General features: G+C 61.7%; 16 protein-coding genes. 10 read left to right on the forward strand and 6 right to left on the reverse strand.

Going from position 1 to position 16,934, the window contains the following annotated elements; genetic code table 11:
* Window positions 1-111: 111 nt before the first annotated feature.
* On the reverse strand, window positions 112-1,488 hold the full coding sequence (locus CSQ95_RS17930; RefSeq protein WP_099410493.1) for an MFS transporter: 1,377 nt from the start codon (window positions 1,486-1,488) through the stop codon (window positions 112-114).
* A 118-nt stretch (window positions 1,489-1,606) separates the two neighbouring features.
* Between CSQ95_RS17930 and CSQ95_RS17935 the strand changes: the two genes are divergently transcribed.
* Window positions 1,607-2,437 carry a helix-turn-helix transcriptional regulator gene (locus CSQ95_RS17935; protein WP_099410494.1) on the forward strand — a complete coding sequence of 277 codons (831 nt, stop codon included), beginning with the start codon at window positions 1,607-1,609 and terminating at the stop codon, window positions 2,435-2,437.
* Window positions 2,438-2,895: 458 nt separating this feature from the next.
* Here the strand turns inward: CSQ95_RS17935 and CSQ95_RS17940 are convergent, their stop codons facing one another.
* Window positions 2,896-4,476: an isocitrate lyase gene (locus tag CSQ95_RS17940; protein ID WP_099410495.1), complete on the reverse strand. Its 1,581-nt coding sequence runs from the start codon at window positions 4,474-4,476 to the stop codon at window positions 2,896-2,898.
* Window positions 4,477-4,813: 337 nt separating this feature from the next.
* Window positions 4,814-6,118: an MFS transporter gene (locus CSQ95_RS17945; RefSeq protein WP_099410496.1), complete on the reverse strand. Its 1,305-nt coding sequence runs from the start codon at window positions 6,116-6,118 to the stop codon at window positions 4,814-4,816.
* A gap of 152 nt (window positions 6,119-6,270) precedes the next feature.
* Here CSQ95_RS17945 and CSQ95_RS17950 point away from each other — a divergent pair, with 152 nt between their 5' ends.
* Complete coding sequence (locus tag CSQ95_RS17950) at window positions 6,271-6,987, forward strand: SDR family oxidoreductase (RefSeq protein ID WP_099410497.1); 717 nt, start codon at window positions 6,271-6,273, stop codon at window positions 6,985-6,987.
* 3 nt (window positions 6,988-6,990) lie between these two features.
* Here the strand turns inward: CSQ95_RS17950 and CSQ95_RS17955 are convergent, their stop codons facing one another.
* The 3 genes from CSQ95_RS17955 to CSQ95_RS17965 form a co-directional block, all read right to left on the reverse strand.
* The gene (locus CSQ95_RS17955) at window positions 6,991-7,509 is read right to left on the reverse strand and encodes a hypothetical protein (protein ID WP_099410498.1); all 519 of its coding nucleotides are present in this window, start codon (window positions 7,507-7,509) and stop codon (window positions 6,991-6,993) included.
* A 28-nt stretch (window positions 7,510-7,537) separates the two neighbouring features.
* The gene (locus tag CSQ95_RS17960; protein ID WP_218963617.1) at window positions 7,538-7,918 is read right to left on the reverse strand and encodes a DUF1993 family protein; all 381 of its coding nucleotides are present in this window, start codon (window positions 7,916-7,918) and stop codon (window positions 7,538-7,540) included.
* A gap of 189 nt (window positions 7,919-8,107) precedes the next feature.
* Window positions 8,108-8,602, reverse strand: a complete 495-nt coding sequence (locus tag CSQ95_RS17965; RefSeq protein WP_143449999.1) for a hypothetical protein — start codon at window positions 8,600-8,602, stop codon at window positions 8,108-8,110.
* 130 nt (window positions 8,603-8,732) lie between these two features.
* On the opposite strand from CSQ95_RS17965, the gene CSQ95_RS17970 reads away from it, so the two are divergent.
* The 8 genes from CSQ95_RS17970 (at window position 8,733) to CSQ95_RS18005 (ending at window position 16,914) form a co-directional block, all read left to right on the forward strand.
* Window positions 8,733-9,158, forward strand: a complete 426-nt coding sequence (locus CSQ95_RS17970; protein ID WP_099410500.1) for a hypothetical protein — start codon at window positions 8,733-8,735, stop codon at window positions 9,156-9,158.
* Window positions 9,159-9,185: 27 nt separating this feature from the next.
* Window positions 9,186-9,611: a hypothetical protein gene (locus CSQ95_RS17975; protein WP_257218100.1), complete on the forward strand. Its 426-nt coding sequence runs from the start codon at window positions 9,186-9,188 to the stop codon at window positions 9,609-9,611.
* Between the two features lie 98 nt (window positions 9,612-9,709).
* The gene (locus CSQ95_RS17980) at window positions 9,710-10,666 is read left to right on the forward strand and encodes a bifunctional helix-turn-helix transcriptional regulator/GNAT family N-acetyltransferase (RefSeq protein ID WP_099410501.1); all 957 of its coding nucleotides are present in this window, start codon (window positions 9,710-9,712) and stop codon (window positions 10,664-10,666) included.
* 107 nt (window positions 10,667-10,773) lie between these two features.
* Entirely contained in the window at window positions 10,774-11,412 is a 639-nt protein-coding gene (locus tag CSQ95_RS17985; protein ID WP_218963618.1) for a TetR/AcrR family transcriptional regulator, read from the forward strand.
* 116 nt (window positions 11,413-11,528) lie between these two features.
* Window positions 11,529-12,338, forward strand: a complete 810-nt coding sequence (locus CSQ95_RS17990) for an alpha/beta fold hydrolase (protein ID WP_099410502.1) — start codon at window positions 11,529-11,531, stop codon at window positions 12,336-12,338.
* Window positions 12,339-12,645: 307 nt separating this feature from the next.
* On the forward strand, window positions 12,646-14,856 hold the full coding sequence (locus CSQ95_RS17995; protein ID WP_180279092.1) for a TonB-dependent receptor: 2,211 nt from the start codon (window positions 12,646-12,648) through the stop codon (window positions 14,854-14,856).
* Window positions 14,857-14,980: 124 nt separating this feature from the next.
* On the forward strand, window positions 14,981-15,976 hold the full coding sequence (locus CSQ95_RS18000; RefSeq protein WP_099410504.1) for a PHB depolymerase family esterase: 996 nt from the start codon (window positions 14,981-14,983) through the stop codon (window positions 15,974-15,976).
* 74 nt (window positions 15,977-16,050) lie between these two features.
* Window positions 16,051-16,914: a hypothetical protein gene (locus tag CSQ95_RS18005; RefSeq protein WP_143450000.1), complete on the forward strand. Its 864-nt coding sequence runs from the start codon at window positions 16,051-16,053 to the stop codon at window positions 16,912-16,914.
* The last annotated feature ends 20 nt before the right edge of the window (window positions 16,915-16,934 follow it).

A 16,934-nucleotide genomic window follows, 5' to 3' on the forward strand; every position in this document is an offset into this window, starting at 1 on the left:
CCTGCGGCGCTCCTGGCTCACCGTCACCACCTCGATTGTTTGCTTGTTCCTAGTCATATGCACAGTCCTATTCCTATCCGTAAGAATAACGCATAGGCTGTGTCTGGTGAATCAAGGGGCTATTTCAAATGCGAACCGGTAACCCGCAAGTTCGGCCGCCTGGGGGAGTTGCCCGGTGGCCAATTGCGTCGCCATTACTGAATGGGCGACTGCACCTAGTACTGCTATCCCCACGGCTCCACCCAACTGGCGTGCAGTGTTCTGTAGTCCTGCTGCAAGACCCGAGTCTTTCCGTGGAACGCCTGCAAGAACTGCTTGCGTGGCACTCATCATCACCAAGCCGTTGCCAGCGCCGACCAGCAATGTAGGCAGCAGAAATTCGCTGACCTGCAATGGGTGAACAGGTAGCCAATTGAGCCAGATCAGGCCTGCTGCCGACACGAGGCTGCCAATGAAGGGCAACTGTTTAAAGCCAGCGTCCCGCAAATAGCGTGATGCGATCGATGCGATAGCCAGCGCCGAAGCCATTGGCAGTAAAGCCAGTCCGGTGTCGAGCGGACTGCGCCCGTCGATCCGCTGCAGCGCCTGCGACAGAAAGAACATCGACACCGTGAGAACCGCGCCGAGGCTCAACACCATAGCCATTCCGACCGTTACGTTTCGCAGGCGAAATATTTCGAAATTGATCAGGGGCTGGGCCGAACGGCGTTCAGCTGCGATGAAGGCGACGAACATGATCAGCGCGGTAGCCAAGGCACTGAGCACGGTACTGGATGTCCAGCCTGCATGTACCGATTCTGAGATCGCATAGAGAAACGAGGCCAACGTCAGGGTGACAGTGGACGCTCCCAGAACATCGAGCTTCGCCCGGGCGTCGTCCGTGAGCTGTGGTCGCAGACAGCCGGCAACAACCGCAGCCAGGACGATACCGACAGGTATGTTGACGAACATCACCCAGCGCCAGCTGGCTAGGCTCGTCAGCAAGCCGCCAATGACCACGCCAAAGGCGGAGCCCATCGCGGCGCAGGCCGCCCACAGGCCGATCGCTCGTTCCTGACTCGACCCCTTGGGATGGGCGGCGACGATGACTGCCAGCGGTGAGGTCGCCAGTACCGACGCGCCCAAACCCTGCACTGCGCGCGATACCAGCAGCATGCTCCCGGAAGTCGCAAAGCCACCTGCCAGGCTGGCTCCAGTGAACAGCGTCAAACCCCACAACAGAAGGCGCCGGCGCCCATAGATGTCGCTGGCGCGTGCAGCGAGCAACATGAAGCCACCCAGCAACAGCAGGTAGATGTCGACTACCCACTGCAATTGGACAGGTGACAGACCCAGGTCATCGCGCATCGCCGGTAGCGCGACGTTCACGATGGCACCGTCCACCACGACCATGAAGGCACACACGCAGGCGACGAAGGTAGCAATCCAGGTCGATACGCCACTGCGCAGCAGCGGTGGCGGCATCGCCGGTACGGAAGATATAGACATTTGTTGACCTTTCAGCACGATGACGGCGGCGACTGCCGCCTAAAAGTTTGGTAGGAGCCAAGTATGCTGAACAGTATGAAAAGTCATATAACGGTAAATGGACTTAAAATGGTGATAAATGGCCAAACTGAATCCTGAGCATGAGCAACCGGAAGACGACTTCAGCGAGTGGTCGGATGGCCCTCGTCTGATCGCGTTGTTGGGGAATGACGATCAGGCCAGCGAGTACCGCCTCGGAACACGCGAGTACGGTTTGCATCACCACCATCGAGGGCAGGTGTTCTGCGTAGAAGCCGGGCTCATCCATGTGCGGACAGCTCAAGGATCGTGGTTGCTCCCGCCGAACCGGGCCGGCTGGATGCCGCCAGGGGTACCGCATCAAGTACGTGTCAGCGGTGCTCTTGCCGGCTGGAGCGTGTTCATCACGCCGAAATCCAGTGCGTGCTTGCCGAGCCAGCCTTGCGTGATCGGCATCACCGAGGTGTTGCGCGCATTGGTGCGCCGGGCCGCCGAATGGGACAAGTCCGCTCAGCTGGCACTGGACCAAGAGCACATCGTTACCGTCATCCTTGACGAAATCCGTCGCGCGCCGCATGAGTCGCTGCACTTGCCAATGCCGACAAATGCTCGGCTGGAGCGCATCGCTCGGGCGATCCTGGACGATCCAGGTTCGATTCGAACTTTGGAAGCTTGGGCAGATTGGGGCGCGATGTCGGCTCGAACGCTGCGCCGTCAGATGCAGGCTGAAACAGGCCTGAGCTTTGCCCAATGGCGCCAGCAGGCACAACTCACGCATGCCCTGGAAATGCTGGCGCGTGGAGACTCGGTCACGCATGTTGCCGACACGCTGGGCTATGCCTCACCGAGCAACTTCATCGCCATGTTTCGCCGTTCCTTCGGCAACTCCCCGGCACGATACTTTGCGGCGCGTTCTGTTGGCGGCAGTTGAAGCACTGACATCAATCGGCTGCCTCCCATCATTGAGATCGGGCAGGCACGCGCTTGGACGATGCGTACACGCTGGCAGTATCTTTAAAAATGACAGCGGGGATATTCATGCCTGTTTTCTCATGTAATATTGGTCGAACTCGGTAGCCCGGAGGAGAGGTGCTGCTCTCTGCAACATCGGTCCAGGCCGCATGGACGACAGTGTCAGCCTGTGCGAGTTCATCTACAGGAAAGGCCGCAAGGCCGGGCAGAACGAGATCGATATTGATTGCCGGTAAGTGAGTTGGTATCAGCGATATTGCTGGGTGAATCGCAGGCCGTTGCAATCAGTGCCTGCGGCTGTGCATGTCGGCTTACGCGTTCCGCTAAGCCGACCTACGCAACTGCCGCCCGCCGGCGGGCCAGACGCAAAAAAGCCCGCCGAAGCGGGCCTTGTCACTCTACAGTCAAGCCAAAAGCTCAGAACTGGTTCATGGTGTTGTCTTTACCAGCCGCCTTGAGCGCCGCTTCGCCGCTGAAGTAATCCTTGTGATCGTCGCCGATGTCCGAGCCGGACATGTTTTGATGTTTCACGCAGGCGATGCCCTGGCGGATTTCCTTGCGCTGCACGCCGGCCACGTAGCCCAGCATGCCCTGGTCGCCGAAGTATTCCTTGGCCAGGTTGTCGGTCGACAAGGCGGCCGTGTGGTAGGTCGGCAGGGTGATCAGGTGGTGGAAGATGCCGGCTTCGCGGGCCGAGTCGGCCTGGAAGGTGCGGATCTTCTCGTCGGCCTGGACCGCCAGTTCCGTCTGGTCGTATTCCACGCTCATCAGCTGGGCGCGGTCGTAGGCGGACACGTCTTTGCCTGCCGCTTTCATCGCATCGAAGATTTGCTGGCGGAAGTTCAGGGTCCAGTTGAACGATGGGCTGTTGTTGTACACCAGCTTGGCGTTCGGGATGACCTTGCGGATTTCGCTGACCATGCCGCCGATTTGCGCGATATGCGGTTTTTCCGTTTCGATCCACAGCAGGTCGGCGCCGTTTTGCAGCGAGGTGATGCAATCGAGCACGCAACGCTCTTCGCCGGAACCGGCGCGGAACTGGAACAGGTTGCTCGGCAGGCGTTTTGGACGCAGCAGCTTGCCTTCGCGCTTGATGATGACGTCGCCATTGCCCAGCGCGTCGGCCGACACTTCTTCGCAGTCGAGGAAGGAGTTGTATTGGTCGCCCAGGTCGCCTGGTTCAGTCGTCACGGCGATCTGCTTAGTCAGGCCGGCGCCCAGCGAATCGGTGCGGGCGACGATGATGCCGTCGTCCACGCCCAGTTCCAGGAAGGCGTAGCGGATGGCGCGGATTTTGGCCAGGAAGTCTTCGTGCGGCACCGTGACTTTACCGTCCTGGTGGCCGCATTGTTTCTCGTCGGAGACCTGGTTTTCGATCTGGATGCAGCAGGCGCCCGCTTCGATGAATTGTTTTGCCAGCAAATAGGTGGCTTCGGCATTGCCGAAACCGGCGTCGATGTCGGCGATGATGGGCACGACGTGGGTCACGTGGCCGTCGATCTTGGCCTGGATCGCTTGCTTTTCAGCGCCTTGGGCCGCATCCAGCTGGCGGAACAGGCCGCCCAGTTCGCGGGCATCGGCCTGGCGCAGGAAGGTGTACAGCTCGCGGATCAAGCTGGTGACGGCGGTTTTTTCATGCATCGACTGGTCTGGCAGCGGGCCGAACTCGGAGCGCAGGGCGGCGACCATCCAGCCGGACAGGTAGAGGTAGCGGCGGTCGGTGCTGTTGAAGTGCTTCTTGATCGAGATCATCTTCTGTTGACCGATGAAACCATGCCAGCAGCCGAGCGACTGGGTGTACTTGGATGGGTCCGCATCGTAGGCGGCCATGTCGTTGCGCATGATCTTCGCCGTGTACTTTGCGATGTCCAGGCCGGTCTTGAACTTGTTCTGGGCGCGCATGCGGGCGGCGGACTCGGGATTGATGGCGTTCCATGCGCTGCCTTGTTGGTCTTTCAAACCAGCAACAGCTTTGATGTCGTCTTGATATTGGGACATGTGAATCTCCTAAAAAGAAAAGCTATGTTTGAGAAAATCGCCGAGTGCGCCACAACGTCTTGTCGAAGCAAACTGCATGACTAAATAGTAGGCCGATTCGCGCCGATCTTCAAGTCTTATATAAGACATATAACTTAAATTAAGTCTTTGTTTTTCAAAGGCTTAATTATGATTTTTCAGAATATGAAATGAATTTTCAAAAAGTGAGAGGATTTATTGCTGAGTCTGCTGTTCGGAATTCCGCGATGTGAAACGTCTTTTCAGAATTTGGTGCAGCGCGACAAAATCGGGGCGAAAAAAAGCCACCCGAAGGTGGCCTGGGCCGCTGGCGGCTGATCTAGCGTCCCACGGTTTGCCGCTGATCCTTGATGAACAGCGCCGTCAGCATGCCGATCACGCACACGCCGATCACATAATAGGCGGGGCCCAGCACGTTGTTCTTCAGCATCAGGGTCACGACCACGGGCGTCAGGCCGCCGAATATCGCGTACGACAAGTTGTAGGAAAACGACAATCCCGAGAAGCGCACCTGCGCCGGGAACGCCTGCACCAGCACGTAGGGCACGGCGCCGACGACGCCGACGAACAGGCCCGTCATGGCGTACAGAGGCAGCAGCAGGTCGGGGCGGCTGCCGACGGTGGTGTAGAAGATATAGGTACTGATGGCCAGCAGCACCGAGCCGGTGAAGATCACGCGCTTGCCGCCCAGGCGGTCGGCCAGCATGCCGGCGATGATGCAGCCGAAGGCCAGGCAGAGTGTTGCCACGGTATTGGCGACCAGGGTGGTGCGCGGGGCGATGTGGTGGATCTTTTGCAGCAGGGCAGGCGTCATCAAGATGACGACGACGATGCCGGCCGACAGCATCCACGTCAGCAGCATCGACACGGCGACGGCGCCGCGGTGGCTGCGCAGCACGGATTTCAGGGGCATTTCCGTGGCCAGCGCCTTGCGCTGCTGCATTTCCGCAAAAACAGGGGTTTCATGCAGCCAGCGGCGCAAATACATGGCGCCGAAGCCGAAGATGCCGCCCAGCAAGAACGGATAGCGCCAGGCGCCCTCGGCGATTTCTGCCGGCGTGTAGACGGTGTTGAGGCCCGTCGCGACGAGCGAGCCGAGCAGGATGCCCACCGTCAGGCCGGCCGTCAGCACGCCGCAGGCAAAGCCCGTGAAACGGCTCGGTACGTGTTCGGACACAAACACCCAGGCGCCCGGCACTTCGCCGCCCACGGCCGCGCCCTGGAAGATGCGCATCAGGAGCAGCAGCAGCGGGGCGGCCAGGCCGATGGTGGCGTAGGTCGGCAGCAGGCCGATCAGCAGGGTCGGCACGGCCATCATCAGGATGGACAAGGTGAACATGCGCTTGCGGCCAAGCAAGTCGCCGAAGTGGGCCATGACGATGCCGCCCAGCGGACGCACGACGTAGCCGGCGGCGAAGATGCCGAAGGTTTGCAGCAAACGCAGCCATTCCGGCATTTCCGGCGGGAAGAACAACTGGCCGATGGCGTTGGCAAAGAAGACGAAGATGATGAAATCGTAGAATTCCAGCGCGCCGCCGAGGGCGGCCAGCGACAGGGTTTTGTAGTCTTGTTTGGTGAGGGGACGGCTTGCGGCGTGGATGGCGGCGGTGTTGGAAGTAGGCATGTGTCTCGTTCTTGTATGTTATCGGAGATTGCCAGATCTAGCATACGCATTTCCGCCGCGTGAGTAAACGCGGCGCGTATGGGGATCAGCCTCAGCTGTGCTTAATACAACGCCGCTATCATCGGCGTTGACTTCATTGGAAAGGACACAGTATGCATATCATGATCGTGGGCGCCAGCCGGGGCCTGGGACGCGCACTGGTGGACGGTTTGCTCGCTGACGGACATGCCGTCATCGGCGTATCGCGCCAGCAACCCGCCGACTTGCCTGCCGGCCAAGGCACGCGGCTGCAATGGATCGCGGCGGACCTGGCCGCACCCGCGGAGGCGGTCGAACGCATCGCCCACGCAGCGCCGGCCGTGCTGGACGCGGTGATCTACAACCTGGGCATATGGGAAGAAAAGGCCTTCAGCGACGACTACGCTTTCCTCGGCGATGCGGACGATACTATCGTCGACATGGTCAATACCAACATCACGTCAACGATATTGCTGCTCAAGCGGCTGGTGCCGCGCTTGCTGGCCAGCAGCAAGCCGCAGCTGATCCTCACGGGGTCGACGTCCGGCTTGCGCCAGAGCGGCCGCCCGGAAGTGACGTTCAGCGCCTCGAAATTCGCCCTGAACGGCATCGCCGATGCCTTGCGCGAAGGTTTCCGCGCACAGGGACTGGCCGTGACGGCGCTGCAGCTCGGCTATCTGAATACCTACGATGGCTTGTCCGTGCCGCTGGCGGACGCCGCCGCGCGGGGCGAAGGCGAGCTGATCCCCGTGCATGACGTCGTCGCCGTCGTGCGCATGCTGCTGAACCTGTCGAATGCCTCGTTCGTGCGCGAACTGGTGCTGCCGGCGCTGCGCGACGAGCGTTTTTAGCCGCTAGGCGTCTGCGCCGTAGACCTCGGACCAGCCGAGACGCTCTTCCAGCCACTCATCCGCTTCGGACGAGTCCATGTGCAGCAGCAGGGCGCCCAGGCGCAAGCTGTCCTTGGCCAGGGCCAGCACGGCGAACACGGATTCCAGCATGACGGTGTCCAGCTGGCCCTGCAGGTCGCGCGCGGCGATGGCGGGCAGTTGCGCCCAGGCTGCCTGGTAGCTGGCGGCCAGCCAGTCCGGCAGCGGTGGATTGTGCGGGCGGTGGCGCTCCAGCTCGATCAGGGCGATGAGCGCATAGAAATCTTCCTCGCGCGATGGTGCGTTGCCCAGCAGGTGGACGAGCTGGGGCACGGCCGCATACGAGGCGACGCCCACGTCGCCCTGGTGGTGCAGCTCTTCCCACAGCTCATGCCAGACGTCTTCGCCCGCCTGCATGGCCTTGAGCGCCCCGGCCACGTCGTAGGGCATGCGGTAGCCGCCTTCCAGGGTGGGCCAGATGGGATCGTCGAGTGATAACAGCATGGGTTTCCTTCCTCAAATATACAAGTCATTATGGTTGGCGCGCATACGCAAACATATGCTGCACATACTCGGCCTTGCCGAGCGGCACGCCGTTATGGCGCAGGATGTTGTACGCCGTCACCAGGTGAAAATAGAATTGCGGCGTGGCCCAGTTGAGCGCGTATTCCAGGCCCGTCATGTCGAAGCTCAAGCCGCCGGCCAGGGTGATCGATACTTGCTGCTGAGCACTGTTGTCGATGGCGGTGCGGTCCGCGGCGGCCAGCAAGTCCAGCGTGTGCGCGATCAGCGCCTTGGCTTCCGTCATGCTGGCGGGCGTGGCGACCTGGGGCAGCGCCTGCCGCGTCAGCCGGCACACGGCTTCCTGCGCCTGCGTACACGTGAATTCCACCTGCCGCGCCAGGGTGTGCATGTCGGGCGCCAGCCGCGCGTCGAGCAAGTGTTGGGGGGGCGAAATCCAGTGCCTGGGCGCGTTCTTCGCCTTTAGTTAACAGCGTCGTCAGGGAGCGCAGCATCTGTGCAAAGCAGGGGATGGTGATGGCGTAGACCGACATGGATATTCCTCAAGTAGTTATATGACAGGGGGAATGGCAGGCGGCCCCTACGGATGCCCCAGCACGCCGGGGCAATGCTCGAACCAGCCATCGTCTTCTTCCTGCGCAATAAATGCCGCGATCAGCGCCTGCTGCGCGGGCGGCGCTGCGGCCAGCAGGGTGTTGAAGCAGGCGATGACCGAGGCGTGGGGTGTGTCGGCGCCGTTGGCGATGCCGACGAGAAAGTCGCCCGCCCAGTCGGGCAGGGTGGCGATCAGGCGCGGCAGTTCGTGCAGCAGGGCCGTGCAATACGCCGTCTCGCCGAAACGCCAGGCGGCGCGGCTGGCCGTCTGGTAGGCGCCGTAATCGTGCTCGGCCTGCACGGACTGCACAATCGCCAGCGCGTAGTGCGCGCCTTCCTTACCCGTCAGCGCATCGAGCATGGCGCAGTAGCGCTGGAAGCGCCGCTGGGCTTCGTCGGGCGGCATGGAGGTATCGTCATCCTGGACGATGTTGCCCACAATTAGTAATTCGGCTTTCCAGAGTTCAAAGGCTGTCGGCATGGCTGTGGCTGGCGAGAGTGGCGGCGACCATGATTATGCCCCGACCATTGGTGTTTCAGCGTGCTGATTGAACATGCTACAGTCCGCCTTTGCCGCCAGCCCGGTGCGGCTTTGCCTGGATCAATGCGCTATGCCCACCTGGACTTCTCCGCCCCAACTCGTCGCCCTGGCCGCCTTTTATGCGCAGGCGCAGGCCCATCCTGAAACGATCAGCGACGCGGCCTTCCTCGATGCCGTCAAGGCTGCCCACTGGCCCACCAACTGCTGGAGTTACGCGGAAGCGTCGTTCGCCATCATCGCCCCAGCCTGCCTGCTGCGTCCGCATCTGACCGCCGGGCTGATTGCATGCCCCATCGACGCCTTGATCGCGGGTGGCCTGGAGGATGCGGGCGAGGTCATTGCAATCGGCCTGGACTGCGCCACGCGCGACGCGCCATATGTCGAGGTGAGCGAGGAGGGCAGGCGCTGGCTGACACAGGTGTGGCCGGGACTGGGGGAGGCGGTCGAGACCGTGTTCCGGGCCAGGCTGCAAGCGGCGCTGGCCGATGAAGATTAATGTAAATATAAATTGATAGGAATACAAATGATTGCAGGAAACTTCTTCCCTTCCGACTATAAAACTTTTCCTTACAAACAAGGAGATCTGCTGCTTTCCCAAGGCGAAGACGGCAAGTTCTCTGTTTCCAAGGTATTGACGATCGATGCGATCGAAGTTGGGCACGGCGAGGCGATTTACATGGGTGGCAAGGACATCGTGACAACGGAGGACGATTACCTGCTGATCATCGGCTGTGCATACGGCGAATACGAGTTCGACACGGCCGAGGAGGCACAGGCCGCTGCGCTGGACGGCAGTTGGACGGTCAGGATAGGTCACGCTCCGAATCGCAGTCCGGGCGCGGCGGCGGGGCAGTCATTGATTGGCCATGAACCCGTTCATGAAAGCGAGCTGGAGGGCTACCATATGTGGAAGGAAGCGTTTGATGCGGGCGAGGCTGGCGTGTTCTGACTTCGGCGTGGTCTGTTGTGCGGCGGATACTTCTTCTTGACCAGGGAAACTGGTTTACGTTATGGTATACGTAACTACTTACATATATTCTGCTCAACATGTCCTCCAACCTGCAAACCTATGGCTCGCTGATGCTGGCCAGCCGCCTGCGCCGTCTTTCCGATCAATTGTATGCGGGCGTTGATACCAGCTATCTGGCGGCCGGCGTCGAGCTGACGTCACGATGTTTCCCCTTGTTATTGCTGCTGCGCGACAATGGCCCCACGGCGATCACGGCCCTGGCCGCGCAGATCGGGCAGACGCACCCGGTGGTGGTGCAGCTGGGACGCAAGCTGCTCGATGCCGGCGTGGTGGCGGAGCTACCGGACGCCAGGGATGAGCGGCGCCGCCTGCTGGCGCTGTCCGACGCCGGGCAAGCCTTGCTGCGCAACATGGCGCCCCTGTGGGACGACGTGCGCGCGGCCGTCGATACGGTATTCGAGCAAGGCACGCCGCAGCTGATGGCCAGCCTGGACCGGGCCGAAGCGCGCTTGCAGGCGCAGGGCTTTGGCGAGACGATCGCCGCGTGCCGGCGCCAGCGCGAGCGGGCGGCCGTGGAAATCATCGACTACGACGCCGATTACGCGGCCGACTTCAAGCGCCTGAATATCGCATGGCTGGAGCGCTATTTCTATGTCGAGGCCCTCGACGACAAGGTGCTGTCCGATCCGCAACGCTCGATCCTTGACGATGGCGGGCAGATTTTCCTCGCGCGTTTGGACGGCAAGATCGTCGGCACCTGCGCCCTGATCCGCGCCGGCGGAGACAGCATCGAGCTGTCGAAGATGGCCGTCACGCCCGAATGCCAGGGCCTGGGCATCGCGCGCCGGCTGATCGAACGGGCCTTCGACGCCTTCGAGGCCAGCGGCGCCAAGCTGCTGTTCCTCGAGTCGAACAGCAAGCTGGCGCCCGCCATCCGCCTGTACGAAAGCAGCGGGTTTACCCACGTGGCGCGGCCGGCCGGCGACGCGCATTACCAGCGCGCCGACGTCTACATGGAATGGCAAGGCAGGTAGCACATGCCAGGGTGCCACGCGGCGCTCCCCATCGGCCGTCTCCCGCGTTACAATACGTGCTCCCATAACGGAACCACGGTTCCACTATCGAGAGACGCCGACGCCGCATGCCTTCCTTCCCGATGCCCTTCCCGCAGATGATCGTTCCACCGGAGCCCACCCAGGCGCGCAGCAAGCAGGCGTTCGAACGCCTGCTGCAGGTGGGTGAACAGTTGTTGGCGGAAAACCGTTTCGATGAAATCGGCGTGGCCGACCTGGCCAGACTGGCGGAAACCTCGGTGGGTACGTTTTACCGTTTATTGGGCGACAAGGACACCCTGAGCCGCTTGCTGCTGCAGCGCTTTTTTTCCGACATGGTGGAAAAGGTCGAGACCCTGACGGAACTGCGCCAGTGGGAAGGGCGCAGCCTGGAAGAGTTCATCCGTGCCATGGTGGCCATGTTCGTGGCCGTCAACACGGGCCGGCGCGGCGTGTTGCGCGCCTTGATCACGCGTGCGTCGCAGGATGCGCAATTTCGCGACAGGGTGCACCAGATCAATCATCTGATCTCGCAGCGCACGGTCGCCGTGCTGGCCAGCAAGTCGTCCAGCATCCGCCACCCGAACCCCACGCAGGCGATGATGGTGGTGCCGCCCGTGCTGCTGGGCATCCTGAACCAGCATACCTTGACGGGTTCGCTGTCCTTTTTGTCGGGTGCGGCACTCGAGGATGAGCTGGTGCGTGTTGCTTTAAATTACCTGACCTAAGATATTTAGCGATTTAACTTGAAATCGGAATTCGGATTCCGTATTATGTTTTCCAACAGCAGGAAAACATATTCCTGCACCTGAACACAAAGCATGTTCAACAGCAAGGAGACAGAATGCGGCGTCACACGACATCCGATGTTCCATTGCATTACCTCGACCTGGGCAGGGAGCAGGGCGATCCTGCGCAGTCAGAGCCTATTTTTCTGTTGCACGGCCTCGGTTCCTGCGCCGAAGACTGGCGTCCGCAGATCGATGCCCTCGGCAGCAGCTATCGCCTGATCGTGCCCGACCTGCGTGGCCATGGCGCCAGTCCCGCGCCAAACGGCGACTGGCTGATCGGCGACTTCGCCAACGACCTCTTCAATCTGATGGACCAGCTCGACGTGCCGCGCGCGCACATCGTCGGCTTTTCCCTGGGCGGCATGGTAGGCCTGGAAATGGCCAACCGCGCCCCGGGCCGGGTGGCCAGTTTGTGCCTGATCAACTCGCAACCGTTCCAGGGCAGCAAGCCTGCGTCGCTGCTGTTTGCCTACTGGCTGCGCCGCACGGTGATCGCCACTCTGGGTTTGAAGCCCATGGGCAAGATCATCGGCAAGAAACTGTTTCCCGATCCGGCACAGCAGCCCCTGGTCGAACGCTTCGCCACGCAGATGGCGGGCATGGACAAGCGTGCCTACCTGGCCGCGCTCGATGCCATTTTCCACTGGGATATCGACATCCATTTCCAGGCCCTGGCCATGCCCGTCTTCATCATGGCGGCCGACCAGGATTACACGCCCGTCGCCAGCAAGCGGGCCTTTGCCGCACAGTTTCAGCAGTGCGAGATCGAGATCATCGCGAACTCGCGCCATGCCACGCCCCTGGACCAGGCGCAGCGTGTGAATACCTTGTTGCAGTCCTTCCTCGCCACACATTCAAAATAAACAGGCCACTCGCCGCACGGGCAGGGGCCGGGAAACAGTCATCGCAGGGCAGGTGCTCGCTAAGTAATCCTCAGGAAATTATTGTGAATTTATGACGAACAGAACCGGATGCTGTGCAAGGCGCCTGCAGCGACGCAGTGCGAGCACTGCTAGCTGCGGGCAACACCGCACAGCGCCGGTTATGGAAGTCAGAAATCACAATAATTTATTGGGGGTTACTTAGATGCGCACCGGTACCGTGACGTCTTGCGATTCTGCAAACCGGCCGTCTTCCCTGGTGGTAAGCAAGCCTGACATTGGAGACGCTATGAAACTTGCTTTGAAATTGATGCCCGCCGCCCTCGCCGTTGCCGGTGCCTTCAGCTTTTCCACCCAGGCCCTGGCACAGGAGGCCTCCACGTCTGGCGCCGCCAGCGCCCAGGAAGCCAGCGACGCAAAAGAACGCATGGAAACCGTGACGGTCTCTGCCCGCCGCCGCGAGGAACGGCTGCAGGACGTGCCGCTGGCCGTCACGGCGTTTTCCGCCAAGGCCCTGGAACGGGCGAATATCCAGAACCTGGCCGACTTGCAGGAGCGCGTGCCGAACCTGACCGTGTACGCTTCGCGCGGCACGAATACCACCCTGACCGCGTTTATCCGCGGCGTGGGCCAGGCCGACCCCGTCTGGGGCGTGGACCCGGGCGTGGGCATTTATTTTGACGACGTCTACATGGCCCGTCCGCAAGGCGCGCTGCTCGACGTGTTCGACGTGCAGCGCATCGAAGTGCTGCGCGGCCCGCAAGGCACCTTATACGGCAAGAACACCATCGGCGGCGCCATCAAGTACATTTCGCGCCCCCTGGCGAAGGAAAACGGTGCCTCGGCGGAAGTGGGTATCGGTAATTACAATCAGCGCAACTTCAAGGCCGCCTTCAATGTGGCCAACGAGAGCGGCACCTGGCGCGCGCGCCTGGCCGCTGCCAAGCTGGACCGCGACGGTTTCGGCCGCAACACCTTTAACGGCGAACAGGTCAGCGACCAGGACAGCACGGCCGCGCGCCTGTCCGTTGGCTACTTTCCGCAGGACATCCCCCTCACCGTCGTGCTGAGCCTGGACGCCACGGACGACAAGTCCGGCGTGCGCGGCTTCCAGCGCATGGGCGTGAGCGCGTTTGACCCGCTCAAGCGGCCCGCCAGCACGAGCGCCTACGATATCCAGAGCGGCATGCCGGGCAACAACTTCACGCACAACCGGGGCGGTTCGCTGGTGGCCAACTACACCTTGTCGAACGACTGGTCCGTGAAAGTGATCGGCGCCAAGCGGCGCAGCACGTCCGAGCAAACCATCGACTTCGACGGCTTGCCGCAACCGATCGCAGACGTGTTCGGCGATTCGCGCGACGAACAGAAAAGCCTGGAATTGCAGGCCTCGTACAGCGGCGACTACGGCGCCGGCGTGATCGGCCTGTACCGCTTCGAAGGCACGGCCGGCGGCGGCATCTACAACAACTTCCTGGGGCGCCAGTTTACGACCGCCGTCAGCACGGTGGAGACGGACAGCACGGCGCTGTACACGGACTGGACCTGGCCGCTGGGCAAGGTGTGGAGCATCAATGCGGGCTTGCGCCATACGCGCGAGGAAAAGCGCGCCATCGTGCTCAACCGCGCTTTTGCCGATGTGGGCTTCACGCGGCCCATCCAGACGGCGGCCGACTTCGACAAGTCCTTGTCCGTCAGCAATACCTCGCCGAAAATTTCCGTGCGCTATGAAGCGTCGAAGACGACGAATTTCTACAGCAACCTGTCGCGCGGCTTCAAGTCGGGCGGCTACAACGTGCGCGCCAACAACCTGGTGGTGCCCGATTCCGCGCGGCCCTACAAGGATGAAAAACTCGACGCGCTGGAGGTGGGCATGAAGTATGCGGCGCCCGACGACACCTTCGACGCCAACGTGGCCCTGTTCTACAACCGCTACAAGGATATTCAATTGTCCGTCTTCACCAGCTATGTGCAGCCGGGCGGCGTGCCGGGCTTCTATGGCGACTTCACGAATGCGGGCAAGGGCACCGTGAAAGGCGCGGAGTTCGAATTCTCGTGGCGGCCGAACCGCCAGTGGGAAGTCAACGGTTTCCTCGCCTTGCTCGATGCCAACTATGACGAGTTCATGAGCGGAGGCAAGAACATTGCGGATACGCAAAAGTTCAGCAATACGCCAGCCCGGCAAGTGGGCTTGAACGTGACGCGCACGGACCGCGACGTGTTCGGCGGTGCCTTGCGCAGCATGGTCGGCTATGGCTATCGCAGCAAGGTCTATCCGACGACGGACTTGAGCGAAACCCTGGCGCAGGGCGGCTACAGCATCTGGACGGCCGGCGTCGTGTGGGAAGCGCCAAAGAACTGGACCTTCAGTTTGCATGGCAGCAACCTGGGCAACAAGCGCTACCGCACGGATGGCTACAACATTCCCGCCGTGTTCATCCTCGACGGTTTCTATGGACCGCCGCGCCAGATCATCGCCAAGGCCGGTTACAAATTTTAGAGTTCTTCACTGCCGGGGCTGGACCCGCTGGGTCCGGCCTCGCGGGTCGGAAGTGCCGGCTTGACGGGCGTCAAGCCGGGTCGTTGTCGCTGTTTTCGTCGTGAATAATAATCAGGAGACTGGCATGGCACATCTGCATCAGCAACTGCGTCACTTGTTATCTGCACTCATCGCCGCCTGCGGCTTGCTGGCCGCGCTGCCGGCTTCCGCCGGGCAGTGGGACTTCGGCCTGTACGCGAGCCTGTGGGGCTCGCGCGAATACCAGGTCTGGCTGCCGAGCAATTACAATCCGAACACGCCGCTGCCCGTGGTGCTGATGCTGCACGGCTGCGGTTCGGAACCGAACAGCATGGCCGCCGTCAGCCGCTACAACCAGCTGGCCGACAGCGAAAACTTCATCGTCGTCTATCCGCGCCAGAACGTCACGGCCAACCCCATGCGCTGCTGGAATTTCATGTTGCCCTTGAACCAGGAGCGGGGCACGGGCGAGCCTGCCGTGCTGATGGGCATCTTGAACAAGGTCAAGAGCAAATATGCGGTGCAGGACAGCCGCGTGTATGTGACCGGTATCTCGGCCGGCGGCGCCATGGCTTCCATCATGGCCGCATGTTATTCCGACGTGTTCGCTGCCGTGATGGTGCATTCGGGCGGCATGTACAAGGGCGCCACCGGCCTCGTCACGGCGGCTGATTCGCTGTTCAACGGCAGCTCCTTCGACCCGAAAGTGCGCGGCAAGGATGCCTGGCGCTGCTCCGGTTCGCCACGCCGGCTGATGCCGACGATGGTGTTCCACGGCACTTCCGACATCGTCGTCAATCCCGTCAACGGCGAGCAAACCATCGAGCAATTCCTGCAGACCAGCGACTACGGCGACGATGGCCTCGACAATGACAGCGTGCGCTACCGTGCCGACAGCATCGTGCGCCAGACGGTGCCGTACGGCCGCAGCTATTCCATCGACACCTACCTGCATAACGGCGCCGTCATCGCGCAAAAGTACACGGTCGAGGGCATGAACCACGCGTGGAGCGGCGGCCCTCCCGGCTGGCCCTTCAGCGATGAGCTGGGCCCGGACGCCACCGTGATCAGCTGGAATTTCTTCAAGAATTACCAGCGCTGATGCTGTAAGGAACTAGCAGCTTGTACAATGGGGCGCAGCAATTGCGCCCCATTTTTATGCCCGTGAAAGATCCCATGCCTGCTTGCCGTTTGCTGTCCTGTCTTGCCGTTGTATTGCTGTCCGCTTGCGCCGGCGCCGGCCCGTCCGTATCATCGGCGGCCGACCTGCAAGCGTTCGAGCGTGCAGCCCAGCAAGACAGCATGCGCAGCGAGTGCGACTGGAACGTGCGCTATGCGCCCGTCGCGCCCAGGGACGCCAGCGTGGCGCAATTGCAGGCCATCGCCACGGCGCGCCTGGCGGCCCTGCAACTGGCGCCCGCCTGGACCTTGTCCATGCCCGGCAGCGAGGCGCACGCCTTCAGTGACTCGGAGCAAGACCGTGCCGGGCTGCAATTGCTGCTCAGCATCGTCTTGCCAGCCATGGAGCGCTACCCGGCCGGCGTCTTCGCGCGCACGGGCTTGCGCCACGTCGTGCTGGTGAAGGATTTGAGCGTGGACGGCCAGCGCCGCCTGGCCATGCCGGCGCCGGACATCGACAGCGTCGTCTACGCCGACAACCTGCTGGCCGCCCTGTGTCCGTCCGGCATGGAGTTGCGCGTGCACCACGAGTATTACCACTTCATCGAATACCGGCTGTTCAACGATTTCTATTACCGCGACCCCGCCTGGCTGGCCCTGAATCCGGCTGGCACAGCCTACGGCCAGGGCGGCGCCACGGCCTACGGCAAGGGTTTCCAGAACCTGGGCCACCCGCAGCCCGGGCTGGTGAGCCTGTACGCCGCCTACGGCCCCGAGGAAGACAAGGCGGAGGTGTTCGGCTGGATGATGGCGCCCGCGTATGCGTTGCGGCTGCAGCAGTGGACGGCGTTTGATCCCACCCTGCTGGCGAAGCGGCAAAGATTGATGGAAGTATTGGGAACCTTGGAGAATTCTTACTAAATATCAAGTATTTCCTTGCC

It is taken from the genome of Janthinobacterium sp. BJB304, assembly GCF_002735765.1.
Classification (GTDB): domain Bacteria; phylum Pseudomonadota; class Gammaproteobacteria; order Burkholderiales; family Burkholderiaceae_D; genus Janthinobacterium.